Below are 23,813 nucleotides of genomic sequence, written 5' to 3' on the forward strand. Positions count from 1 at the left end.
AACTATTTGCGTACTCTTAGGCTGTTTTTCACTTATTGAACTGAGTTTTAGTGAGTTTTCAGCCTTTAGTAAGCGCCTGGTCTGCTGGGGATCTGACAAGAGGTAGGCGCACTTTAGCTTCAGGAAGGACTGAGGGATGAACTCCTCTAAGAACAAGGTTTCACGGCGGAATGCCCGTACTGGCGTTGCTGCACTGTCCGCCATCACTCTCGCGCTGGGTTCACTCAGCATCTTTGCTCCCAATGATTTCGCGCCCGAGGCCACCGCAGCCACGTTCACTGGCGGTATCCGAGACAAGTCCGGCGCGGTGGAGAAGGACGCACAGAAGGCCTCCGACCTGCCGGCCGGTTCGTGTGTTGTCTCGGAGAACGCTCCGCAGGGCAGCCAGGCTGGTTTCAGCTGGAATACCTCTGAGCCGTCTGCGACCAGCCCCTCGAAAACTCGGTGGGGTCTGAGCGTCTCCTTTGATAACTCGAAGGATCGCACATTCGCCGATTGGTACTTCACCAATACGGGGAACCTTGGCGCACTCTTGGATACCGGCGAGGTGCCTTCCATGGAGGCCGGCCAGACCTTCCTTGACAAGAGCGTCACTCACAAGGCCGACGAAAGCATCGTCATTGATGGTGCTCGCGCACAACGAAACCTGAATCTCAACGCAGAGATGACCGAGGAGGAGGTCAAGCAGTTCGCTTCGGCCACTGCCGACAATCCCGTGCGCTACGCCTGGCAGAGCAATTACAAGAAGGACAATCCTTCGGGCCTGAGAGCCACGCAAGGTCCCAGCTTGGCATTCAGCGCTACTGTAAACCCGTGGCCGAGCGAGAACATCGAATGTAACCCGATCACGGTGTCGTGGGAGAACTTTGAGAAGCACGTTATCGTCCCTGGTGAGCAAACTAAGGTCGGTAAGGTCAACGTTCCTGCTGTGCAGAACGGCGGCACTGACGACTCTATGTCCCGCATGGTTGTGGAGGCCTACGACGGCAACGGCCAGTTCATCGGCACCACGGACCCGGCAGTCTCCGGCGGTACACAGAACCTGCGTATCGACGAAGATGGCAATATCTTCTTCACCTGGCCGGAGTACCGCGGTACTGACTTGGCGACCGACAAGAACGTCAGCTTCTCCGTTCTGGCGAAGCCGCGTACCGTTGACCAACTCCAGGCCGCTGCTCACCACAACACCGGCGGCGAAGACGGCAGTGCCTTCGACAGCTCCAACTCGCTGGATCGCTACAACAAGGCGAACGTCATCGACTCCAAGGCGTTCTCCCTGGACGACACCGAGTACCACTCTCCGAAGTACGACAAGACGGACGCGTCGATCATCTCCGGTGTCGACAGCGCTACCGGCCCACTTGCTACCGAGCCCCAGAAGGTCACCTTCACCCAGACCCCGGACCTGATCAAGGACCTGGCAAAGAAGAAGGGGGATAACGGCTACGAGGCCAAGGTTGAGCTGGATGAGAAGTACGTCTACGACGGCTGGACCGTCGAGATGGACGAGAACTACAACGTCACTGTCACCGCTCCGGAAAACCCGAAGCCGGGTAGCTTTGCGCGTCCGAAGATCACCGTCGAGTACTCCAACGGCTCTACCGATGAGCTTGAGCTGTTCGTGGTTGTTGACCCGAACAATACCCAGGTCACTGACCTGGTGCGTCCGGGCCTATCCAAGGGAAAGCTGAATGAGGACATCACCGCACAGGTGGGCACCAAGTCCATCATGAAGGGCCACAAGCCGGTTCACCCGGCCAAGTTCGAGGTCGACCCGTCCACTGTGCCGGACGGCTGGACCGTGACCGTTGATGAGACCGGCAAGGTCACCGCGAAGGCGGATGACACCGTGGCGCCGGGCAGTATCATCACTCCGAAGGTGAAGGCCACCTACCCGGATGGCACCACCGATGAGATCGAGACCCAGTTCCAGGCGATCGTCGATATCAAGATCCCGACCTACGACACGGTGGCGAACAAGCCGAACGCGAAGGTCAGCCTGACTCCCAAGCTTCCTGAGCGCGGCCTGAGCGGCAACACGAGCGATGAGGCCCCGAAGCGCTACACCTTCAAGGACGGTAAGACCGAGTACACCCACACGGATGATAGCGGCACGTGGACCGTCAAGATCGACGAGAACACTGGCAAGATCACCACGACGATTCCAAAGACCGCTCCTGAGGGCTACATCCTCGATATTCCGGTGCTCGCCTACTACGACAACGCTGACAAGCCGCAGGAGGTCAAGGGCACCGTCGTCGTGCTGAAGAGCAACGTCGCTCCCGTGTACGAGGTGCAGACCACCGGCCCGAACCAGGCCGTGAACCACAACGTTCAGGACGCCCCTAAGGATTCGAAGTTCTCGTTCGGCAAGGATGAGAACGACCAACCGATCACCGAGCAGGAAGTTGACGGCTGGAAGTATAAGGTTGACCCGAATACCGGTGTCGTCACTTCCACTCCGCCAGCAGATGCCAAGCCGGGTGACCAGAAGACTGTTACCGTCACCGTCGAAGCCCCGGACGGGTCGACTTCGGTGGTTCCCGTCACCACTGTGGTGAAGCTGACCAATAAATGGGAAGCGGAGCCCTCCTACCCGGTACAAACGGTATACCCGGGCGAGACCGCCACGCTGCCAGTCGCTCTCAACAAGCCGGAGAACATCAACGTCGCGAAGGACAACCCGTACAAGCTGGGTGAAGTCCCTGCCGGTTGGAAGGCCACCATTGATGACAATGGTCAGATCACCGCGACCGCGCCGGAGACCGCGAAGCCGGGCGACAAGATTGACGTTCCGGTCATCGTGACCTACGAGGACGGATCGAAGGACAACACGACCGCTACCGTGAACGTCATCGACGTCCCGAAGCGTGAGGTTCCGTTCAAGGTCGAGTACAAGTACGACGACACCATCCCTGCCGGCACCTACAAGGTTGAGACCACGGGTGTTCCTGGCGCGGAGAAGATGAAGAAGGACGGTACCTGGGAACGCACCAAGGAGCCGGTCAACGAGGTCGTCGTCGTCGGCACCAAGCCTGCCGAGAGCGCCAAGGACGTTACGTGGAAGGTGCCAATCCCGTACCCGACTGAGGTTCGCGAGAACCCGGACCTGAAACCTGGTGAAACCCGGGTTGTCCAGGAAGGTGAGAACGGCGAGAAGACCTACACCGCTAAGTTCACCGCCAAGGGCGACAAGGCCGAGGTAGTCGAGGAAGAGACCACTAAGGAACCGGTCAAGCGCATCGTCGAATATGGTCCGGGTCTGGCTCCGAGCGAGCTGGTGACCAAGACCGAGAAGCCGATTCCGTTCGAAACTGAGGTTGAGTTTGATCCCAACCTGCCGGCCGGCGAGAAGGTCGTCGACCAGAAGGGTGAGCTCGGTACTGAGGTGGTGACCTCTACGCAGAAGCTTGTCGACGGTAAGCCCTCCGGCGACCCGACTGTGACCACCGAGCGCACGAAGGAACCGACGACAGAGAAGATCCGCGTCGGAACCAAGACCACCGGTGAGAACACCGAGACCTACAAGGCTGAGGCACCGTACAAGGTCGTCGTAAAGTACGACCCGAATATGCCTGCTGGTGAGTCGAAGGTGACTACCAAGGGTGAGCCGGGTGAGAAGACGGTGACGGTTAAGCGCGACATCGTGAACTCCAAGCCGGGCGATCCCAAGATCACCCAAGAGATCACCAAGCAGCCTGTCGACGAAGTCATCACCGTTGGCACCAAGCCGTCTGAGGTCTCTGAGAAGGTTATGTGGACCGCTCAGGTTCCGTTCGATGTTGAGACCCGTCCGAACCCGGAGTTGAAGCCGGGTGAGATCAAGGTTGTTCAGAAGGGTGTGCCGGGTGAGAAGACCTACACCGCGGACTTCACCGCGAAGGGCGACCAGGCAACGGTGACCCCGGAGGAGAAGCAGACCAAGGCTCCTGTCAACGAGATCATTGAGTACGGCCCTGCGGCCGAGGACACTTCTGTGGTGACCAAGGTTGAGAAGCCGGTTCCGTTCGAGACCGAGATCGTCTTCGACGACACCCTCGCAGAGGGTGAGCAGGTTGTGGACCAGCAGGGTGAGCTGGGTACCGAGGTTGTCACCTCTACCCAGAAGATCAAGGACGGCAAGCCAGACGGCGAGCCGACCGTGACCACTGAGCAGACGAAGGCGCCGAAGAACGCTAAGATTCGCGTTGGCACTAAGACCACCGGTGAGACCACAAAGACAGTCGAGGCCCAGATTCCGTTCGGGGTGAAGATTGAGTTCGACCCGAACATGCCTGCTGGCTCCTCCGAAACTGTCACCGAAGGCAAGCCGGGCAAGAAGACGATCACTGTGACTCAGAAGGTCACTAACTCCCAGCCGGATGGTGAGGCCACCGTTGAGGAGAAGGTCATCGAAGAGCCAGTTGATCAGGTAATCAAGGTCGGTACAAAGCCATCGGAGGCTAACGAGAAGGTCACTTGGACTGCTGAGATTCCGTTCAAGGTCGTAACCCGTCCGAATCCGGAGTTGAAGCCGGGTGAGATCAGGGTCGTCCAGAAGGGCGTTCCGGGTGAGAAAACTTACACGGCTGACTTCACCGCTAAGGGCGACCAGGCAACGGTCACCCCTGAGGAGAAGCAGACCAAGGATCCAGTCGACGAGATCATCGAGTACGGCCCGGCAGCTAAGGACACCACTGTGGTGACCAAGGTTGAAAAGCCGGTTCCGTTCGAGACCGAGATCATCTTCGATGACACTCTGGCAGAGGGCGAGCAGGTTGTGGACCAGCGGGGCGAGCTTGGTACCGAGGTTGTGACCTCCACTCAGAAGATTGTGGACGGCAAGCCTTCAGGCGACCCGACCGTGACCACTGAGCGCACAAAGGAACCGGTTAAGCAGATCATCCGCGTCGGTACGAAGCCGGAAGAGACCAAGCCGGTTTCTACGAAGGTCGAGTGGACCGAGATGACCCCATTCGAGACCGAGATCCGCGTGAACCCTGAGCTGCAGCCTGGCGAAACCAAGGTTTTGCAGGAGGGTACGCCTGGTGAGATCAAGCACACAGTCAATGTGACTGTGAATAACGGTGAGGTAAGCAAGGAAGAGTCTTCTGAGGAGATCAGCAAGCCTTCGCCGCGCATCATCGAGGTTGGCCCGGCAGAGAACCAGACCGAGCTGACGGACAAGCACACCGAGGAGATTCCGTACGAGACCATTGTTGAGCCCGACCCGAACCTCGAAGCCGGCAAGGTTGAAGAGGATCAGCCTGGTGTCGTTGGTGAGAAGGAAGTTTCCAAGACCTGGAAGCTTGTAAACGGTGAGCCTGTTGGCGAGCCGGAGACCTCCGAGACGATCACGAAGGAAAAGCAGGATCGTAAGATCCGCGTCGGCACCAAGTGCAACTGCGAGACCCCTGAGGATCCGGATAACCCGGATAACCCCGGCAACCCGGACAACCCGGATAACCCCGACAACCCGGATAACCCCGACAACCCGGATAACCCCGACAACCCGGATAACCCCGACAACCCGGATAACCCGAAGGATCCGGAGAATCCGACCGACCCGGATAACCCGAACGACCCGGATAACCCGAAGGATCCGGAGAATCCGACCGACCCGGACAACCCGAAGGATCCGAACAAGCCTGGCGGTTCCACTGGTTCGGTGACCCCGAAGCCGAGCCTGCCTGGCATCATCGGTTCCCTAGGAATCGGCGGGGCCATCGTGGGTAGCGGATCTCACGGTTCCACCCCGAAGCCGGACTCCAAGCAGCCGGGTACCCCGGGCAATCCGGGCAACGCAGACAAGCCGGGCACCCCTGGCAAGTCCAGCACCCCGAGCCAGCCGGGCTCCAAGGGCGGCACGTCCACCGGCAGCTCCGCAAGCAGCGGAAGCTCCAGCTCTCAGAAGCAGGTTGATAGCCCGCGGATGAGCACCCTGGCCTCCACCGGCGCGAACGTGCTCGGCGTGTTCGCAGTCGGCCTGGCGCTGATCATCGGCGCCATCCCGCTGCTGCGCCGCCGCCGCGAAGAAGGCGAGGCCTAACCGCCACTAGCGTTCAGCGCTAGCGCCTAGCGGAACAGCCAGTCCCGGCTAGTACCGCGAACGAAAGGGCGACCACCAACACAACGGTGGTCGCCCTTTCGCACATTTGCCACCGCTTCGTGGCAGAATGACAACTTATGGAACTGGTAGTGCTGGGATGCTCCGGAAGCGTCGAAGGGCCCGATAGCGCCGCATCGGGATACATCGTCCGCGACACAACCACGGCCAACCCCGACCTCCTCCTCGACTGCGGCCCCGGCGTACTCAGCGCCATGCAACGCGCAGAGGACATCGACCCCTCCGCCTGCCACGTCGCCTTCAGTCACATGCACGCCGACCACTGCCTAGACTTCCCCTCGCTACTCGTCTGGCGCCGGTTCCACCCCACAGCCTCCTCCACTCAACGCCACCAACTACTCGGCCCCGCTATCGCCCACCGCCACCTCTCCGCCGCTGGCGCCGACGCACCCGAGCGCCCCGACGACTTCACCGACACCTTCGACATCAACGTCTATAAGGTAGGCGAGGGTCTTTTTGACGCCACCACGTACCCAGCCCACCCCATCGGCCCATTCACCCTCTACGCCGCCACCGCCGTACACCCCACAGAGGCCTACCTGCTGCGCGTGGAAGACAACGCAGGTAACTCCCTGGTGTACTCCGGGGACACCGCCTGGACCGACAACCTGGCCCACATCGCAGCGGGAGCAGACGTATTCCTCTGCGAAGCCACCTGGGGCGAAAATGCAGAAGGCCAGCCCAGCGGCATGCATATCTCCGGCGAAGACGCAGGCCGTGCAGCACAGGCAGCAGGCGTGGGCAAGCTCGTGCTCACCCACATCCCACCGTGGGGCGATGCAGACGCAGCGGTCCGCGGCGCCGCCCGCCACTACGACGGTGAGATCCTCGTCGCCCGCCCCGGCATGCGCATAACTGTCAGTTAGGCACTTAACCATCGTCTAGGCGCCACAGCGCCAGGAAACCGATTGCGCAAGCATCGGCGGGTAGCCCGTCCGGGGCGACTAGTAAACTTAAGCCCCATGACGGAAACAAACGTAGAAAACACCTCCAACGCAGGCAGCAACTTCACCCGCGCTGACGGGCGCGCCACCAACGAGCTGCGCCCGGTGCGCATCACCCGCGGGTTCACCAGCAACCCCGCAGGCAGCGTGCTGGTGGAATTCGGCAACACCCGCGTGATGTGCACCGCCAGCGTGGAAGAGGGCGTGCCACGCTTCAAGAAGGATTCCGGCGAAGGCTGGCTGACCGCTGAGTACGCGATGCTGCCGGCCTCCACTCACGAGCGCATGCCGCGCGAATCCATGAAGGGCAAGGTCAAAGGGCGTACCCAGGAGATCTCCCGCCTCGTCGGCCGCGCGCTGCGCGCCGCCGTGGACCTGAAGGAACTGGGGGAGAACACCGTCAACATCGACTGCGACGTTCTGCAGGCCGACGGCGGCACCCGCACCGCAGCCATCACCGGCGCCTACGTGGCTCTGGCTGATGCGCTGGCCGTGCTGCAAGCTAGGGGCGTCGTACCAGGGCAACCGCTACGAGCACCCGTCGCCGCAGTATCCGTGGGCATCATCGACGGCGTGCCGTGCCTCGACCTGCCGTATGAAGAAGACTCGCGGGCGGACGTGGACATGAACGTGGCGATGACGGCCGAGGGACGCTTTGTAGAAATCCAGGGAACCGGAGAGAACGCGGAGTTCACTCGCGAGGAACTAAACACCCTGCTGGATCTGGCCGAAGGCGGCCTGCGTGAGCTCATCGAAGCGCAGCGGGCGGCGCTGGCGCAGGAACTCTAGATCAGCAGAAGCAAACGCGACAAGAGAAGGGGAGTAGCACCGTGCGGGTACTGGTGGCATCAAGGAACAAGAAGAAGTTGGCGGAGCTGAACCGCATGCTCGAAGCGGCGAACGTGACCGGCATCGAGCTCGTCGGACTGGGGGACGTGCCGGAATACCCGGAGACCCCGGAGACCGGCGCGACGTTCGTGGACAACGCGCGGATTAAGACCAACGACGGCGTGCGCCACACTGGCCTGCCGACGATCGCCGATGATTCCGGGCTGGCCGTCGACGCGCTGAATGGCATGCCGGGTGTGCTGAGCGCCCGGTGGTCCGGCGGCCACGGCGACGACAAGGCCAATAACGACCTGTTGCTGGCGCAGATGGGGGACGTGCCGGACGAGCGGCGCGGGGCGCACTTCGTATCCTCCTGTGTGCTGCAGCTGCCCGCAGAAGTCGCGGCAGAACGCGGCATGGAGACCGAGTACGCAGTGGAAGGGCGTTGGTACGGCCGAGTACTGCACGCTGAGCAGGGCGAGGGTGGCTTCGGCTACGACCCCCTGTTCGCCCCTGACGAGCTACCGGAAGGCCAGGAAGATCAGCTGGCGGGTAAGTCCGCAGGCGAGCTGACGGCGGAGCAGAAGGATGCCGTTTCCCACCGTGGCAAGGCCCTGCGCCAGCTGGTGGAGATCCTGGCGCAACTAGCGGATTAATGTGGCAGGGCTGGCGCCCAGCACGCCTCTAAGCACGGTACCCAGCGCACCGCCCTGTATGCGTGTCAGTGCGCCGCAGAGTTAGGCGCCGGGCGTATGCAACCCACGTATGATGGGGCAAGGTACAAGCTCAAACGTGTAACCCGCAGAACAACAAACCAGCGAAAGGATTCCCCGCGTGACCGCCCCCGGCACAGACAGCGACCAGGCCACTTTTAGCCCCACAAGCCCCAGCGGCATCGTGGCCGGGTCGCAGGCCGACCTCAGCTGGATGGAAGACGTGTACAAGTTCTTCCACCAGCACCCCGAACTCTCGGGAGCGGAGGAAGTCACCGCGCAGCGGATCGCTAAAGAACTAGAAAACTTCCCGGAGTGGGAAGTCACCACGAACATCGGCGGCTACGGCATCACCGCCGTGCTGGAAAACGGCGACGGGCCGACAGTGCTGATGCGCGCCGACTTCGACGGCCTGCCCGTCGCGGAGAAAACCGGCGTGGACTACGCCTCTACCTACTCGCAGCTCAACGCATCCGGCGAGCGCGTGGCAACGATGCACGCCTGCGGCCACGACCAGCACACCACCAGCCTGCTGGGAGCCATGCGCATCCTGACCGAAGAGCGCGCCCGCTGGTCCGGCACGGTGGTGGCACTGTTCCAGCCGGCCGAAGAGGCGTCCATCGGCGCGCACAAGATGGTCTCCGACGGTTTGGGCGGCATCATCCCCCGACCCGACGTCTGCCTGGCGCAACACATCGTCGCCGGTCCGGCGGGCCAGGTGTACTCCGCACCCGGCCCGGTGATGACGTCCTCCACCACCATCGAAATCACCCTCCACGGCCGCGGCGCCCACGCCTCCATGCCGCACCGTTCTGTAGACCCGGTGGTGCTGGCGGCCTCGACGGTGATGAAGCTGCAGACGATCGTCTCCCGCGAAGTCCCGCCGAATAAGTTCGCGGTGATCACCGTTGCCTCGGTGGAGGCCGGCAAGGCGAACAACGTGATCCCCGACTCCGCGAAGATCTCCCTATCCTGCCGCTTCTACGACGAAGAGCTGCGCCAGAAGTGCGTGGATGCCATCAAGCGTGTGGTGCGCGCTGAGGCGCTGGCCGCGGGTGCCGACCGCGAGCCGGATTTCAAGTTCGTTGGTTTGCTGGGCGCAACCGACAACGCCCCGGAGGTCTACGACGTTGTCCGCCCCCACTTCGACAGCACCTTCGGCGAGGATTCCCTAGAGATGGAACCCTGGACCGCCTCCGAGGACTTCTCCGTGATCCCGAAGTCCTTCGGCTGCCCCTACATGCTCTGGACCATCGGCATCACCCCGCGCCGCCAGTGGCAGCGCGCCGAGTCCGCCGGGCGGTTGGACATCGACATCCCCACCAACCACAACCCGGGCTTCCTGCCGGATCTATCCACCCTGCAGGTCTCCACGCGCGCGGCGGCTGTCGCGATCCTGGCCTGCCTGCAATCCGAGTGGGAGAAGCCGGAGGTCGAGCCACACGCAATGGGCGCGCCCGTGCCTACTGACGAGGAGATCGACGCAGTCGCCGTCGAGACCTCGCTGGTCGAGTAGCCACGCCGCTGCGCTCAGCGTTCGGCGCCGCGCCGCATCAGCTCTGCTGCCAGCGCGCGCTGCTAGTCCAGCTGGAACGCGGCCTTAACTTCGTCGCGGCGCCTCTTCTCCACAATGAAGCTCAAGAAAGGCACCACGCCCGCCAGCATCGTGGTAACCCACTTAGATGGCTCCCAACGCGCCTTCGTACCCAGATCCAGGCAGGAAATCACGTACACCATAAACACCAAGCCGTGCGCCGGGCCGATGTAGCTAAACCACTCCGGCGCGTTCTCACTGCCCAGGATCAGATACTTAACAATCATCTCCACCAGCAGAATCAGCAGCCAAATACCCGTCACCACCGCCGCCACGGAGTAAAACTTCAGCGACTTCGCCACGCGCGCCCGGCGTTCCGGGTGGATCGCAGGGGTCTGCTCGTTGGTCATTGCTTAGTGCCCTTTCTGGTCGTTGTTCTCGCGCTCTTTATTTTTGGACGCCCTCATGCGCGCCCGCTCGCGCCTATCATCCACCCAAATGTCCTCAGTCTCTTCGGCATGCTCTTCGGCCTGCAGAAAGTCCTCCGGCACCTCGGTCATTTCATCGGTCGGCAGGGTAGGGGCTGCTGGGGATTCGTCTCCCAGCAGGCGCTCCTTTTCGTATTGGATGTACTTGCGGTACGCCACGACGAAGAAGATGCCGAAGATCGGCCACTGGATGGCATAGCCCAGGTTCTGGAAGCTACCGCCGTTGGACTGCCAGCGATCCCACTGCCACCACGCCAGCAGGAGGGTGGCGATGACCGCCAGGACTAGAAAGATGATCTGGATGATGCGAACGCGCAGCGGAAACGGGTGGGCAGGTGCCTTACCGTCATTGTCTGAGTGTTCGTTCACACTGCAACATTCTACCTGTACTGCCTTTTGCGCCTAATTTCTTTTCATGCGGGGTCGCTTGGTAGCATGAAAGGGGAAACGCGGTTGTCCGCGTTCTTTTTGCGCCTGTGGCGGAATTGGCAGACGCGCTGGATTTAGGTTCCAGTGTCTTATGACGTGGGAGTTCAAGTCTCCCCAGGCGCACAGATTTTTAGAGCTCCTTGGCGATGCGCGCGACGTGGCCGGTGGCCTTTACGTTGTACTTCGCCACGGCGATCTTGCCTTCCTCGTCAATAACGAACGTGGAGCGGATCACGCCCTGCACGACCTTCCCGTAGTTTTTCTTCTCTCCGAATGCGCCATAGCTTTCCATGACCGACTTGTCGGCGTCCGAAAGAAGGGGGAAGGTCAGCTCGTACTTATCGCGGAACTTCTCCAGAGCCTCCACCTTGTCTGGAGAGATGCCAACCACGTCCACGCCCTGGCCGTTAAGCTTGGTGAGGGAATCGCGGAAGTCGCAGGCCTCGGTGGTGCAGCCGGGAGTATCGGCCTTGGGGTAGAAGTACACGATGACCTTGCGGCCCGCGTAGTCCGCCAGGCTCACATTCTTGCCGGAATCGCTCGGCAGGTTGAACTCCGGTGCCTTGTCTCCGACCTCAAGACGGATGGGCTGGTTTGCGGGGGTGTTGCTGTTATCAGTCATGCATCCCACCCTAGCGAAAGCGCCGTCGGGTGCGATCATTTACAATGTTCAGGTAGCACTTAAACGTTCGAATAAGGGAGAAACTTCCGTGGCCCGTAGCATCGATGCCATCCAGCGCGACATTGAACGCACCCGCAACCAGCTGGGACGGACGCTGGAGGAGCTGTCCGTCCGTGCGGATCCGAAGAACCTGGCGGATGACGCTCGCGGCCAGGCCGTGAACACCCTCAAGGAGCCGAAGGTGCAGATGGTCATCGGCGGCGTAGTCGCCGGTGTTGTCCTGCTGACCGCCCTGGCCGTCGGCTCCAAGCGCAAGGAAAAGAAGCAGATCAAGGAAATCCAGCGCCTGCTGGCCGCTACCCGCTAAGCCGGTAGCGTTGCCACAACTGGCACTACCCAGCCCCGCGAAGCTGGCCACTCTGGCTCTGCTGACCGTCCTGTCGATCGCCGCAGGTTTCGCCTGCGAGGCGGTGGGAGTCCCCGCCGCCTGGATCTTTTCCTTCCTGATCGTCTTCGGTATCTATGCCATCTTCAGCGACCGCCAGGTCAGCCCACCCAAAAAGGCGATGATCCCCTCCCAGGTGATCATCGCCCTTTTGTGTTCCTCGCCCCTGACCACCATCGATTTCGGCACCATTGTTTCCTATGCCGGGCCGACGGCCATGTCGCTGATCGTCACGCTGGCGGTCTGCCTACTGGCCTCCTGGCTGCTGGTGCGCATTCACCGGGTTGGTCCGGCCACGTCGGTGCTGGCCACGCTTGCAGGCGGCGCCAGCGCGATGGTGATGCTCTCCCGAGAGCTCAATGCGGACACGCGCTTTGTCACCCTCACCCAATACCTGCGCGTATCCATTATCGTCCTCACGCTCCCCGGGCTGGTCACGCTGCTCGGCCGCGTCGAAGGCGGTGAGGCAGATGCGGCCGAGAGGGCGTCAACAGGAAAAGAAAGCCTCCTCGACGGCCTGCAGACGAACTGGCAGGGCATAGTAGGCGCGGTGGTCGTGGGGCTGGCCGTGTGGGCGTTTACGAGGCTGACGGCGCGGTGGTTCAGCATCAGCTCGCCCTACCTGCTGCTGAGTATTGCCTTCGCCATGATCGGCGTGATGGTGTTTGGCGTGCCGCACGAGTTCATCGCACCGAACGGATTGCTGGAGAAGCTGGCGTACGCGCTCGTCGGCGTGCAGGCCGGCGGCACCCTGACGAAGGGCGCGCTGCGGCAATTCGTGAAGGCCCTGCCAGTGATCCTGGGCGTGATTGCCCTGATGATCGCCAGCTCTATCGGCACTGCCTTCGCCATCGCGGGCCTGTGGGACTTTAAGGTTCTGGACGCCTACCTCGCCACCGTGCCGGGCGGAATCTACGCCGTTCTTGCATTTGCGCACGACGCTGGCAGCCAGCCGATCGTCACGGTCATTCAAGTGATGCGCATGATCGCCATGCTGGTGGTGGGCGCTTACGCGCCGCAGATCATCCGGTGGGTGTTCGGCGCGGGCGCGGCCGACGGGCGGCCGGAGCCGCGCGAAACGCAGCGCTAGCGGGCTGCCGTTAGGGGAGCGCCAGGGGAGCAGGCCTGATGGCCTAGTGGTTAGGGCTGGGCGGGGGAGAGTGAGGCGGCGTCCGCAAGAATCTCCATCGACCGCAGCGACTCGGCCGTCGACGGCGACTGCAGCGACACCATGAGCTCGTCGGCTTGAGCGTGCGTGCGGAACTCCTCGAGGTATCGGCGGACAACATCCCCCGTGCCGACGGCGGAGTAGCGCAACATATCCAGGATCTGCTGGCCGGCGGGGGAATCGATGAGCATGTCCAGTTCCTCTTCCGTCAGACTGCGGCCCCGGCCGGCCATGACGCGCACGCGGGTACGACAGACCTGGCGGAACTGCTCCTCGGCCTCCTCCTGGGTGTCGGCGGCGGTGACGTTGACCGCGGCGATGACATAGGGCTCCGGGTGGCGCTCCGAGGGGTTGTAGTTATCGCGGTACACCTGCACCGCCTGCGTGAGGGCGGCCGGAGCGAAGTGGCTGGCGAAGCTGTACGGCAGGCCCAGGTGCGCGGCCAGCTGCGCGCCGAACAGGGAGGAGCCGAGGATGTACAGCGGTACCTTCGTGCCCATGCCCGGCACGGCCTCCACGCCGGGGATCTTGGAGGTGCCGTTCAGGTAGCCGTAGAGCTCGGCGACGTCTTGCGGGAATGTCTCTGCGGCGGAAGGCTCGCGGCGCAGGGCACGCAAGGTCATCTGGTCGGTGCCGGGGGCGCGGCCGAGGCCCAGGTCGATGCGGCCGGGGTGCAGCTCCGCGAGGGTGCCGAACTGCTCGGCGATGACCAGCGGGGCGTGGTTAGGGAGCATGACGCCACCCGCGCCCAGGTTAATAGTGGAAGTCTTCGCCGCGATGTGAGCGATGAGGACCGCGGGGGAGGAGCTGGCGATGGACTTCATATTGTGGTGCTCGGAGTACCAGATGCGCTCGAATCCGAGCTTTTCGGCCTGCTGGGCCCACTGGACGGAGCGGTCGAAGGCGTCTGCGGGGCGTTCGCCCTTGAAGACGGTGGCGAAGTCGAGGAGGCTCAGTGGGGCGAGGGAGCTTGCTGGGCTTTCCTCGTTCGCTGGGGTGTTGTCGTTCGCCTGGGAGCTTCCGTTCGCCGTCGTGTCCGTCATGGTGGGGTTGATGCCTCCTGTTTGGGGTTTGCGGGCCTGCACTGCTTTCGGCGCTGAGTGACTTACGTTGTCGGTGCGCTTGCGTTCTTAACTAACGACAACCGCGCTGACAGGGCGAATATTCCCGTTGGGGGAGGAGTGCATGTTCCGGTTGGGTGGGGAGGAGCGGCGCGAGAGGGTCGATTCCGGCGGAAACTACCCCGCAGCGGCCGACGATCGCCTGGCATCGGAGGGCAAATGTCCCAAATCTTCCACTCTACTTTTATAACCATTCTGTTTGCGCTGGTCAGAAGCTCTTGACGGAACCGTCAAATCGCCCAGAATCCCGAAAGTGGAAGATTTGGGACATTCGGCTCTTTAACCGTTTCCATAGCGGATACCGGGCAGGTGGCTTCACTTTGTACCCTTGCTGTTCCAAGAGCTTGATGGCAAGGTCCGGGTTCTTGCGGATCACGGTCTCCGCCTGTTTTGACAGGTATCGGTTTCTGCCTCGTTCTATGTGCTGTTGCCAACCGTCATGCGTCTGCGCATTGAATTCGTTGGCAAGAAGCTCAATCACATCTTCAAGGCAGACGCGAAAACGCTCATCTCCCATCGGATAATGAATATCTTGCTGTTGAGCCGCGGCATCATAATTTCCTGCTCTAGCAAGTAAGAGACCAAGGGGGACTGAGTCGGAATGAAACTGGAAGTGGCTGGCAGGCTTGTTACGAGAATTTCTGTCGTACTCGAAGCGAACTATCGGGCGATACTTTTGGCCAGACTGGTACTGAACTTTGAAGGTGCTTGACTCTATCGCCAGATGTTTCTTTGTTGAATTAGTGCATAGGCGGAATTCGCAGGCTAACTGCAGCTTGTTACTTTTCGAGCTGCCAATCTCAAGCTGTTTCGAGCGTTTGATTACCGCCCTAAGCGTTTCCCTGTTGATCTCGAATGCACTGGCTTTGATTTCCCCTACGAGGGTCGTGTCTAGGAGGGTAGCGATTTCTTGCGCGAACTCCGTGGCTTGTTCCTCGAAGGTTGCGCGATCCAATGTAATTAGCCTTCAATCAGCCAAGTGAGGGACTCGTAGCGATCCAGGAGGTCAGCCTCTTTGACTTCGAGCGCATCCGCTGCGCGAAGGCGACGCAGGCCATCCACACCGAGGGGGCCCATCTGCTTCACAACCTCGGCACGTTCAGCACGCAGCTCGGCGCTGGTCTGGGTGCGCGGAGTTAATGGCGTGGCCATAATCTCTCCAATCGTTGTGTGTGAGCGGTGTATCTGAAGTATATATCGCAGGTTGTACAACGCGGGGGACAATAGGGCGGGGTTAAGTAAAGAAAAGTGTGTCTTTTCCGGGCGTGTTGCGGTTATTTGATCCAGCCTTTTTGGATGCCGAGGTTGTGTTGGTAGCTGGTGTCGATGGCGGTGTCGTATTCTGCTGGTGCACCGATGTCATTGGTAGTGGCTGTGGTGTTGTGGGTGATCAGGTCTGTTGCTGTGGAAAGTGCGTCTTGACCCCATCGTTGGTCCCTGGCGATCTTGACCGGATCGTCAGGGACTTCTGTATGTAGATACAGCCACCAATCCATCACTGTGCGTTGATGCGGTAGTGATAGTCCGCGGTGTCTGCGGGCTAGTTCTTTTATGGGGGCGTTGATGCCACCTTCGAGGCTGTTTGTTGTTGCTGCAAGGTTGTCGGGGTCGATGGTTGTTGGTGGGGGTTGCAGGTAGGTAAACAGCAGGTCTCTGCGGTGCAGAGATAGCAATGATTGATAGGCCGCTCGGACGCGTTGGTGGGTGTAGACCTTGGTGTAGGCGCCGGTAGCAGGGTCTTTGATGGTGGTTTTCTCGTTCATCCATTCCCGGTAGGTGTGGTCGAATTCGTGCAGGTGGGCGACCCATGTGGATGCTTGGTCAAGGTCGGTGATGCGAGTGAGTTTCAGGGCTAGGCGGTAGAGGGTTTTGCCGGCATCGGTGCGGGGTTGCTGGTGGTGTGGCGGCGGACTGTTCGTTGGGCGTGGACGAGGCAGCGTTGGATGCGTGTTGTTGGCCAGCAGTGGTGGATGGCTGATTGGGCACCTTGTCCGCCGTCTGTGACTGCGATTAGTGGTGCGGCAATGGGGCGTAGGAGTTCGGTGTAGGCGGCGGTGGTTTCGTGTCTGGCCCAGGTCCAGTTGATGACGTGGGTTTTACTGGCTGCGATCAGGAGGCATCCGGACTTTAGATAGGTCGCGTCGAGGAAGATTTGGTCATGGATGCGGAATGAGTCGATGGTGGGTGTGGGGATGATCCACCAGCACCATCGGAATCGGTGGTGCATGGTTTGCCTGGTTACGCCATGGTGTGCGGCGAAGGTGGTTAGAGATTGGGTGCCGGTGGCCCATTGGATGAACAAAGCCATGGTGGCGGTATTTTTGTTGTGGGTTTGGGTGTTGCGGGTAAAGGAGTGTCCGCAGTGGGTGCAGCGCCAACGGGTGGTTGATTTGCTGGTGGTGCCGTTTTTCTTTGTGTTGTTGCCGCATAGTGGGCAGCTGGGGCGGTTGGTGGTCATCCTTTAATCCAACCGGTGTGCGGTTAGTGGGGTTGCTCGCAAATCGTGGACACGTAGTGGAGCTACCTAGTGGTTAGGCAGCTATTTCTTTTCTGCTGTTGATTGCGCCGGCGTGGTTCTCGAAGTCGACGGGGCTGACCATCCCGAGAGTGTCCGATTCTTTGTGTGCGGGGGGCTTGGGTTACAAGTAGTCCGCGAATCGGTCGGGGTACGCCACAGCTAGTTGGTTGATGGCTTGTTTCCACCCGGTGGCTTTCGCTCCTTCAATATAGCCGTTGCATTCGATGTCGCGTTTCGCTTTCTTCGCTCGCTGGGCGGCGCGCTTGTCTTCGATGTTGCAGATCATCAGCCACAGCGTTTTCAGCGCCGCAGTATCGTTCGGGAATTGCCCCCGGTTACGGGTAGCTTTCCGCAGTTCAGCGTTGAGCGACTCGATTGAATTGGTGGTGTAGAGCACCCGGCGTGCGGCCGGCGGGAACTGCAGAAACGGTATGAACCGCTCCCACGCGTCGCGCCAGACTTTGACCGACTGCGGGTATTTACGGCCCAGTTCACTGGCCTCGAAAGCATCAAGGCTGGCCCGGGCGGTGTCCTCGTTGGCGGCCGTGTAGACCTCACGTAGCGCACGGGAGACAGATTTGCGGTCCTGGTAGGACACCCACCGGTTCGCAGCTCGAATTAGGTGCACGATGCAGGTCTGCACCATAGAATTCGGCCAGGTTGCCTCCACGGCTTCCGGTAGACCTTTCAGCCCGTCGCAGCAGACGATGAACACGTCTTGGACACCCCGGTTGGCCAGATCCGCGCACACCGATGCCCAGAATGCAGCGCCTTCATTTTCAGCGATCCACAATCCCAAGATGTGCTTGATGCCGTCGATGTCGATGCCAACAGCCATGTAGCAGGCTTTGTTGACCACGCGGTGACCGTCACGGATTTTGACGCGGAGTGCGTCGAGGAAGATCACCGGGTAAAACTCGTCGAGCTGGCGGTTTTGCCAGATCATGACCTCGTCTAACACCGCATCGGTAATCGTGCTGATCGTATCCGGGCTCATATCCACCCCAAGCGTGGTTGCGAGATGGTGTTGAATATCGCGCACTGTCATCCCGCCGGCGTACAGCGAGACGATCATATCGTCGAGCTCTGTCAGCCGACGTGCGCCCTTGGGCACCATCTTCGGTGTAAACGTGCCGGCACGATCCCTGGGCACGGTCACTTCCACTGCACCGTAGCCAGAATTGACGGTCTTGGTGTACGACCCGTTGCGGTGATTGCTCTCCTGCGCGGCTTCCACCTGGGCTTTGGCCTTACGGTCGGAATGTCCGTAGCCCAAATGCGCATCCATTTCCGCCTGCAGACCAGCGTTGATCGATGCCTGCAGCAGGCCTTTGACCAAGTCGCTTGCATCATCAGCGGACGTCGACAGCTCGCTGATCAAGCTAGCGAGCTCAGGATTTTCCATCAGCTTCTCGCTGATCTCGTTGACCCTTGCCGGGTCATGGCCTTTCTTCGGTGACACAGCAGTCATTATCAGTGAAACTCCTTCTAGATCAGAGCCTCACACACAAACTTCCTGACACCCTCACCATCCCGAGTGCAGAGTGCCGGCGCCGGCGGTTGTAGACGACTTCAATCCAGTAGGCAACAGCCTTGCGTGCAGCATCACGGGTAGGCCATCGCTTACGGTCGTAGAATTCAGTCTTTAGCGTCGACCAGAACGACTCAGCCATCGCGTTATCGAAGCACACGCCAGTGCGCCCCACAGACTGAGCGATGCCCAGTCTGCGGCAGACCTCCCAGAGCTTCTCGCTAGTGAATTGCGTTCCACGGTCAGCGTGAAACACCAGCCCATCAGGAACGTCACCGCGCAGCGTATGCGCCATCCGCAGGGCCCGTTCAACCAAACTTGTGTCTTGAACACTATCCATTGCCCAGCCCAGTACCCTGCGGGAATGACCATCGCGGACCGCGCACAAGTACAACCATCCCTCGCTGGTGCGTAGGTAGGTAATATCCGACATCCACACCCGGTTGAGCTCACCAGTATCAAACATGCGCTTGACCAGGTCAGGAAGAGTTGACTTACGCTTGGCTTGAATCGTTGTCACCGGGACAAAGGCACGCGGTGAAATCCCTTCAATGCCCATCATGCGCATCCGCTTCGCCACAGTCTTACGGTTAAGCGAAATGTGGTAGCGCTCGGCGAGCTCTGCGGTGATCCGCGGAGCACCATAAACCTCATCAGAGTCTTTCCAAATCTGATGAATCTTACGGTCAACATCATCGTAAAATGCAACACGATCATCCTTTCCGGATAGTCGTTTCTGCTGCACATGGGCCCATTTGTAGTATCCAGACCGAGATACTTTTAATAGCCGTGCCATGCGCTTGATGCTGTAGTTCGCCTTCTCCTGCCGCATCAATTCGAACTTTTCTGCTCGCGTTGCTTCGCAGCGAAGAAGGCCGTCGCTTTTGACAAAAACTCGTTATCCATCTTGGCTTCTGCCAACTCACGGCGCAGACGAGCATTCTCAGCACGAAGATCAGCCTCACTCATCCCATCCGAGGCTCCTCGGCGTTCACGCTCGAGTTTGACCCACCGGCCCAAAAGCCCGGCGGAAACACCGATTTCCTTAGCCACATGAGCGATCGGGCGCTCTGACTCGATTACCAGGTTCGCGGCTTCACGCCGATACTCCGGCGTGTACTTCTTGCGCTGTTGACTCACAATGAACATCCTCTCCTACGGACACAAGATCCGTACAAATAGGGTGTCCACTAAACGAGGGTAACCTCATTAGCACAAATGTGGCCGGAGGTGCGGGATGGTGTGGGTAATAGCTTTCGGGGAGCTATTCTTTGGTGATTTGTGGTGTGTGGTCTGGGGTTATGGTGGCATGCGGACACACTTTTCTTTACTTAACCCTAGGGCGCGGCCGTTGAAGTCGACGAAGCCAAAGCGAAACCCTCGCCCGCTGGATAAGATTCCAAGCGAACGAGGGTTGAACTGTGGGCTATCAGGGACTCGAACCCCGAACCCGCTGATTAAGAGTCAGCTGCTCTGCCAATTGAGCTAATAGCCCGTGTTATTCGAAGCGCTGTGCGCCTCGGCAACGTGGAAAACTTTATACCCAGGTAGCGCAACAATACAAATCGCCTGGTCAGGGTGGGTAAATTGATGTGTTGTTTAAGCGGCTTATGTGACTGTCCACGTACAGAATTCGGGACGATACCCCGCGCTGTGTGTGGCAAAGAGACCGATCAATCCGCCCCCATACGCCCGCATCCGCAATGTGTTCGTCCGACCCGTGTGGCAGGGAGCACTCGGGCGGTTCGCCGACCCAATCACCGTTTATAACGTTTACGCTACGAACTGCCGGAACGCGCCGAAATAACTAACGCTCCCCTGTAGCCAAGCGATATGGTTTAGGACAGTCACTTTTACACACACTTTGCCTCTTCTTGGAGTTAGTCTTGCGCAACACCAAGGTTTTCGGAAAAACCTTTTCACGGATCACTGCGGCGTCATTAACCATTGCCCTAGCTGCCTTCACCGCGTCGTGCACAATCGACCGCAACAGCGACGAGCCGCAGATCAGTTCCAACGCCTCGACCGGTGAGAACGAGAAGAAGGAAGAAAACAAGCTGTCCTCCAACGTGAAGGACGGCGACACCGAAGTCGACGTCACCGAGCATGTGCAGGTCAAGGGCGACAAGAAGATCGACAAGGTCTCGCTGACCAACGACGCAGGTGAGGAAGTAAAGGGCAAGTTCAACGAGGACAAGACCGAGTGGACCGTCCCCACCAAGCTCGGCTACTCGCGCACCTACACGCTCACCGCGAAGTCCGGCGACCAGAAGCTCGAGCAGACCTTCACCACCATGACCCCCGGTATGACGCTCAACGGTGCCCTGGCCCCGCTTGACGGGTCGACCGTGGGCATCGGCCAAACCATCTCTCTTCGTTTTGACGCCCCCGTGGAAGACCGCAAGGCAGTGGAAGATGCCATCACCGTGGAAACCACGCCGAAGGTGGAAGGAGCTTTCTACTGGATCACGGCCCAGGAAGTGCGCTGGCGCCCCGAGAAGTACTGGAAGCCCGGCACCAAGGTCAACGTGAAGGCCAACCTGTACGGCACGAAGATTGGCGAGGGCGTGTACGGCGGCGAAGACCGCAGCGCGAAGTTCACCATCGGTGACGCTATGCGTGCCATCGTGGACGACAGCACCAAGATGATGACCATCAAGAAGAACGGCAAGACCGTGCAGACCATGCCGGTTTCCCTGGGGCGGGACTACCAGTACCCCACGCCGAACGGCAAGTACATCATCGGCGACCAGTTCGAGACACTGACCATGGACTCTTCGACGTTCGGCCTGACGGGCGCGGGCTCGTACGTGACGGACGTGCAGTACGCGACGCAGATGAGCTACTCCGGCATTTACATCCACGCTGCGCCGTGGAGTGTGTACGCACAGGGCAACACCAACACTTCGCACGGCTGCATCAACGTGAGCGTGGAGAACGCCGCATGGGTGTTTAACAACATGAAGCGCGGCGACATCGTTGAGGTGAAGAATACGCAGGGCGAGACCCTAAACGGCTCCGACGGCCTGGGTGACTGGAACATCCCGTGGAAGACTTGGAAGGCCGGCAATTCGGAGGGGTAGCTGGCGCTGGCGTGTGCTGGCCGGCCCGGCTCGGTGCCGTTGCCTAGCGGAGGCGCGCGGCGCGGGGGACTGCGCGCGCGATGATTTTCGCCTTTACGGCTCGCGGCACTTGCACGCGGGCCGTTTTTAGTTCCGCGACTGGGGCGCGGTCTAGCCGCTCGTTTAGCGCTGCGAATAGGTCGTGCGCGCCGAGAACACCCACACGGGCCGCTAGCGGCAGTAGGGACATGGTGTCGTGCGCCTGGGCGAGTTCTGCGCGGATCTCGGAAACCAGCTCAGCCTTCGACTCTTCGGTGAGTTTCGGCAGGTAAGAGCGGTTTAGCCCGACCGTGTCCTCCTGGTAGTCCCGCAGGAAATTCACCTTCTGGAAGGCGCTGCCTAGCGCGTAGGCGCCCTGGTCGGTGCGGGAGCGCTGCTCTGTGGTCAGCGGGCTCCCGGCCTGCTCGGCGTGCGTGGCGAACACCGCGTTGCACATCCACCCGATCACGCCCGCGGATCCGTGCACGTAGTCGGCAAGTGGCAAGGGGGTGGAGTTGGGGGCGTCCGAACGCATCGATGCGAAGAAATCGACCGTCCAGGATCGTTCGAACCCTGCCCAGCGCGCGGTGACGGCGAATGCGTGCGCGATGGGGTCGGTGCTGAAGCCGGTGTCTAGCGCGGTGAGGGTGGTCTGTTCGTATTCGTTGAGGGTCTTAGCGACGCCGCAGGCCGCCACGCCCAGCGCCTCAGCCGTACCGTCGACAATTTCATCCGCGATGCGGGCGAGCGCGTAGATGTTGCGGATGTGCAGCTTGATCGTGGGCGCGAGGAGTTTGCTGGCCAGGTAAAAGCTGGTGGAGTAGCGGCGGATGATGCGGGAGGCTGCGGAGGTAGAGGCCTGCGTGTACAGCGCGCCGGGGTCGTCGTGGATGCTGGCGGAGGGGTGTGCGGCGGCGCTGGCGCTGAAGCGTGTAGTGGCGCTGGCGCTGGTGGCGGCGCTGGGGTGTGCGCGGAAGGGGAGTTTGGGCAGGCGGGCCATGGAGATTAATGCTAGTCCACGGGGGTTCGGCGGCTGGATGGGAGGTGAGGCGGGGATCCCTGGACGGCAGCCGTGAATCCGGGGATTTTTTGGGGGTGCGGGGCCTTTAGAGATGCCCAGGGGAGGGCAAATGTCCCAAATTCCACGTATTAGAATATAATTATTCTGTTTGTGCAGGTCAGAGGGGGTGGGATTTTGGCGGAAATTCTGCATTTCGCAATAACTCGAAGATTTGGGACATTCGCCTTTTAGAGGGAAGGGCGAAGCCCGCTCGCAACCGCACATATCTTGGGGATGCAGGCGCTGCGAGCCCATACAGTGTGCTGAGGCATACCCGCTGAGGTGTGTGCGCTAAGGCGTACCCACTAAGGCGTGCGCGCTAGGGCATACCGTGGAATAAAGCGTGGTCCGAAGCGCTGAATATTAAGAAGACATCGAAGGAAACGGAAAAGAGAGGCAAGCATCATGAGCGCATACACCTACAACGTCACCGGAATGAGCTGCGGACACTGCGAAAACGCCGTCAAGGAGGAAGTTTCCAACCTTCCTGGTGTTTCGAACATTGAGGTCAGCGCCGACAAGGGGCTGCTGACGTTTGAGCACGACGGGGTAGCGGGGGAGCTGACGGATCAGCAGGTCATCGACGCGGTCGACGAGGCCGGCTACGAAGCCACCCGCGCGTAGCGTTCCGCCGCACAGGGCAGGGGGATGCGGAGGCGGGGGAGCGCGGCGAGGCGGATGCGCGCCCCAAGGGGAGCGCGCCGCCGCTAGAAGGGGCGCAGCTCCGCAATGCTGTAGAACTGGTGGCCCAGGAAAAGTAGCGCCGAATCGTCGGAGATTTCCGACACGTCTAGAACCTCCGCCGCCACCAGCGTAGATTCCCCCGCTTGGGCCGTATCCGAAATGCGTGCCCGCATCACGGCCCGGGAGTTGGGCAGTAGCGGCTCGCCCGTCTCGGCGGTCACCCACCCTTGAGATTCTGCGAAGCGGTCTGCGCCCGAGGCGGCAAAGGAGTGCGCGATGGGGGACTGGGCGTCATTAAGAAAGTGCACCAACATGCTGCTCGACCGCAACAATTTGCCTGCCGAGCCCGTGCGCTTCATCAGGGAGAAACTGATTGATAGTGGGTCGAGTGACAGTGAAGCAACAGATGATGCGGTCAGGCCGACGGGCTCGCCGTCGACGGTCGCGGTGATCAGCGTTACCCCCGCCGGATGTCCGCGGAAGACATCTCGAAACGCTGCTTCAAGATCGGTGTTACTCAT

19 protein-coding genes, 2 tRNA genes and 1 pseudogene are annotated in these 23,813 nt (G+C 60.6%); 10 read left to right on the forward strand and 12 right to left on the reverse strand.

Annotated elements, in window-relative coordinates; genetic code table 11:
- The first annotated feature begins 136 nt into the window (after nt 1-136).
- From CJEIK_RS02595 to CJEIK_RS02615, 5 genes are all read left to right on the forward strand, one after another.
- A complete protein-coding gene (locus tag CJEIK_RS02595) occupies nt 137-6,028 on the forward strand; it encodes a G5 domain-containing protein (RefSeq protein ID WP_273658159.1) in 5,892 nt (1,963 codons plus the stop codon).
- 137 nt (nt 6,029-6,165) lie between these two features.
- Nucleotides 6,166-6,972, forward strand: coding sequence for an MBL fold metallo-hydrolase (locus CJEIK_RS02600; RefSeq protein WP_005294111.1), 807 nt, complete (start codon nt 6,166-6,168; stop codon nt 6,970-6,972).
- A 96-nt stretch (nt 6,973-7,068) separates the two neighbouring features.
- Nucleotides 7,069-7,839 carry a ribonuclease PH gene (gene rph / locus CJEIK_RS02605; RefSeq protein WP_005294109.1) on the forward strand — a complete coding sequence of 257 codons (771 nt, stop codon included), beginning with the start codon at nt 7,069-7,071 and terminating at the stop codon, nt 7,837-7,839.
- Nucleotides 7,840-7,880: 41 nt separating this feature from the next.
- Nucleotides 7,881-8,534 carry a non-canonical purine NTP pyrophosphatase gene (locus tag CJEIK_RS02610; protein WP_005294108.1) on the forward strand — a complete coding sequence of 218 codons (654 nt, stop codon included), beginning with the start codon at nt 7,881-7,883 and terminating at the stop codon, nt 8,532-8,534.
- Nucleotides 8,535-8,712: 178 nt separating this feature from the next.
- On the forward strand, nt 8,713-10,107 hold the full coding sequence (locus CJEIK_RS02615) for an amidohydrolase (protein ID WP_005294106.1): 1,395 nt from the start codon (nt 8,713-8,715) through the stop codon (nt 10,105-10,107).
- A 62-nt stretch (nt 10,108-10,169) separates the two neighbouring features.
- On the opposite strand, the gene CJEIK_RS02620 is transcribed toward CJEIK_RS02615, so the two are convergent.
- Together CJEIK_RS02620 and CJEIK_RS02625 are read right to left on the reverse strand one after the other, a co-directional pair.
- Nucleotides 10,170-10,535: a DUF3817 domain-containing protein gene (locus CJEIK_RS02620; RefSeq protein WP_005294103.1), complete on the reverse strand. Its 366-nt coding sequence runs from the start codon at nt 10,533-10,535 to the stop codon at nt 10,170-10,172.
- 3 nt (nt 10,536-10,538) lie between these two features.
- Complete coding sequence (locus tag CJEIK_RS02625; RefSeq protein ID WP_005294100.1) at nt 10,539-10,982, reverse strand: hypothetical protein; 444 nt, start codon at nt 10,980-10,982, stop codon at nt 10,539-10,541.
- Nucleotides 10,983-11,083: 101 nt separating this feature from the next.
- Here CJEIK_RS02625 and CJEIK_RS02630 point away from each other — a divergent pair.
- Nucleotides 11,084-11,165 (forward strand) — tRNA-Leu (locus CJEIK_RS02630).
- Nucleotides 11,166-11,172: 7 nt separating this feature from the next.
- Here the strand turns inward: CJEIK_RS02630 and bcp are convergent.
- The gene (gene bcp, locus CJEIK_RS02635; RefSeq protein WP_005294095.1) at nt 11,173-11,664 is read right to left on the reverse strand and encodes a thioredoxin-dependent thiol peroxidase; all 492 of its coding nucleotides are present in this window, start codon (nt 11,662-11,664) and stop codon (nt 11,173-11,175) included.
- Nucleotides 11,665-11,752: 88 nt separating this feature from the next.
- Here bcp and CJEIK_RS02640 point away from each other — a divergent pair, with 88 nt between their 5' ends.
- Entirely contained in the window at nt 11,753-12,031 is a 279-nt protein-coding gene (locus tag CJEIK_RS02640; protein WP_011273177.1) for a DUF3618 domain-containing protein, read from the forward strand.
- Between the two features lie 10 nt (nt 12,032-12,041).
- Nucleotides 12,042-13,199: an AbrB family transcriptional regulator gene (locus CJEIK_RS02645; protein ID WP_005294089.1), complete on the forward strand. Its 1,158-nt coding sequence runs from the start codon at nt 12,042-12,044 to the stop codon at nt 13,197-13,199.
- 50 nt (nt 13,200-13,249) lie between these two features.
- On the opposite strand, the gene CJEIK_RS02650 is transcribed toward CJEIK_RS02645, so the two are convergent.
- The 7 genes and pseudogenes from CJEIK_RS02650 to CJEIK_RS02680 form a co-directional block, all read right to left on the reverse strand.
- Nucleotides 13,250-14,320 (reverse strand): LLM class flavin-dependent oxidoreductase, encoded by a 1,071-nt coding sequence (locus CJEIK_RS02650; protein ID WP_005294082.1) that lies wholly within the window; start codon nt 14,318-14,320, stop codon nt 13,250-13,252.
- Between the two features lie 286 nt (nt 14,321-14,606).
- A complete protein-coding gene (locus tag CJEIK_RS02655; RefSeq protein ID WP_005294079.1) occupies nt 14,607-15,353 on the reverse strand; it encodes a hypothetical protein in 747 nt (248 codons plus the stop codon).
- Between the two features lie 5 nt (nt 15,354-15,358).
- Nucleotides 15,359-15,550, reverse strand: coding sequence for a hypothetical protein (locus tag CJEIK_RS02660; RefSeq protein ID WP_034964797.1), 192 nt, complete (start codon nt 15,548-15,550; stop codon nt 15,359-15,361).
- Nucleotides 15,551-15,672: 122 nt separating this feature from the next.
- Nucleotides 15,673-16,856: pseudogene (locus CJEIK_RS02665) on the reverse strand (IS256-like element IS3503 family transposase).
- Between the two features lie 181 nt (nt 16,857-17,037).
- Nucleotides 17,038-18,387 carry an IS256 family transposase gene (locus CJEIK_RS02670; protein WP_005297400.1) on the reverse strand — a complete coding sequence of 450 codons (1,350 nt, stop codon included), beginning with the start codon at nt 18,385-18,387 and terminating at the stop codon, nt 17,038-17,040.
- A 22-nt stretch (nt 18,388-18,409) separates the two neighbouring features.
- Nucleotides 18,410-19,596, reverse strand: a protein-coding gene (locus CJEIK_RS02675) for an IS3 family transposase (RefSeq protein WP_115597290.1) whose coding sequence is annotated in 2 segments (ribosomal slippage) — nt 18,410-19,335 and nt 19,335-19,596 — 1,188 coding nt in all. Because the reading frame shifts where the segments join, the coding sequence is not laid out codon by codon here.
- A 273-nt stretch (nt 19,597-19,869) separates the two neighbouring features.
- A tRNA-Lys gene (locus tag CJEIK_RS02680) sits at nt 19,870-19,942 on the reverse strand.
- A 391-nt stretch (nt 19,943-20,333) separates the two neighbouring features.
- On the opposite strand from CJEIK_RS02680, the gene CJEIK_RS02685 reads away from it, so the two are divergent.
- Nucleotides 20,334-21,530, forward strand: a complete 1,197-nt coding sequence (locus tag CJEIK_RS02685; protein ID WP_034964795.1) for a L,D-transpeptidase — start codon at nt 20,334-20,336, stop codon at nt 21,528-21,530.
- A gap of 43 nt (nt 21,531-21,573) precedes the next feature.
- Here the strand turns inward: CJEIK_RS02685 and CJEIK_RS02690 are convergent, their stop codons facing one another.
- Nucleotides 21,574-22,548: a squalene/phytoene synthase family protein gene (locus CJEIK_RS02690; protein ID WP_005294068.1), complete on the reverse strand. Its 975-nt coding sequence runs from the start codon at nt 22,546-22,548 to the stop codon at nt 21,574-21,576.
- A 465-nt stretch (nt 22,549-23,013) separates the two neighbouring features.
- Between CJEIK_RS02690 and CJEIK_RS02695 the strand changes: the two genes are divergently transcribed.
- Complete coding sequence (locus CJEIK_RS02695) at nt 23,014-23,232, forward strand: heavy-metal-associated domain-containing protein (protein WP_005294065.1); 219 nt, start codon at nt 23,014-23,016, stop codon at nt 23,230-23,232.
- A gap of 83 nt (nt 23,233-23,315) precedes the next feature.
- Here the strand turns inward: CJEIK_RS02695 and CJEIK_RS02700 are convergent, their stop codons facing one another.
- Nucleotides 23,316-23,813, reverse strand: coding sequence for a flavin reductase family protein (locus CJEIK_RS02700; protein ID WP_248623854.1), 498 nt, complete (start codon nt 23,811-23,813; stop codon nt 23,316-23,318).

This window comes from Corynebacterium jeikeium, from assembly GCF_028609885.1.
Taxonomy (GTDB): Bacteria; Actinomycetota; Actinomycetes; order Mycobacteriales; family Mycobacteriaceae; genus Corynebacterium; species Corynebacterium jeikeium.

What these genes read in the sequence shown, in the direction of transcription:
- CJEIK_RS02595 (WP_273658159.1), top strand. Translation starts at nt 137, where the DNA reads ATGAACTCCTCTAAGAACAAGGTTTCACGGCGGAATGCCCGTACTGGC.
- CJEIK_RS02600 (WP_005294111.1), top strand. Translation starts at nt 6,166, where the DNA reads ATGGAACTGGTAGTGCTGGGATGCTCCGGAAGCGTCGAAGGGCCCGAT.
- rph (WP_005294109.1), top strand. Translation starts at nt 7,069, where the DNA reads ATGACGGAAACAAACGTAGAAAACACCTCCAACGCAGGCAGCAACTTC.
- CJEIK_RS02620 (WP_005294103.1), bottom strand. Translation starts at nt 10,535, where the DNA reads ATGACCAACGAGCAGACCCCTGCGATCCACCCGGAACGCCGGGCGCGC.
- bcp (WP_005294095.1), bottom strand. Translation starts at nt 11,664, where the DNA reads ATGACTGATAACAGCAACACCCCCGCAAACCAGCCCATCCGTCTTGAG.
- CJEIK_RS02650 (WP_005294082.1), bottom strand. Translation starts at nt 14,320, where the DNA reads ATGACGGACACGACGGCGAACGGAAGCTCCCAGGCGAACGACAACACC.
- CJEIK_RS02660 (WP_034964797.1), bottom strand. Translation starts at nt 15,550, where the DNA reads ATGGCCACGCCATTAACTCCGCGCACCCAGACCAGCGCCGAGCTGCGT.
- CJEIK_RS02670 (WP_005297400.1), bottom strand. Translation starts at nt 18,387, where the DNA reads ATGACTGCTGTGTCACCGAAGAAAGGCCATGACCCGGCAAGGGTCAAC.
- CJEIK_RS02690 (WP_005294068.1), bottom strand. Translation starts at nt 22,548, where the DNA reads ATGGCCCGCCTGCCCAAACTCCCCTTCCGCGCACACCCCAGCGCCGCC.
- CJEIK_RS02695 (WP_005294065.1), top strand. Translation starts at nt 23,014, where the DNA reads ATGAGCGCATACACCTACAACGTCACCGGAATGAGCTGCGGACACTGC.
- CJEIK_RS02700 (WP_248623854.1), bottom strand. Translation starts at nt 23,813, where the DNA reads ATGAGTAACACCGATCTTGAAGCAGCGTTTCGAGATGTCTTCCGCGGA.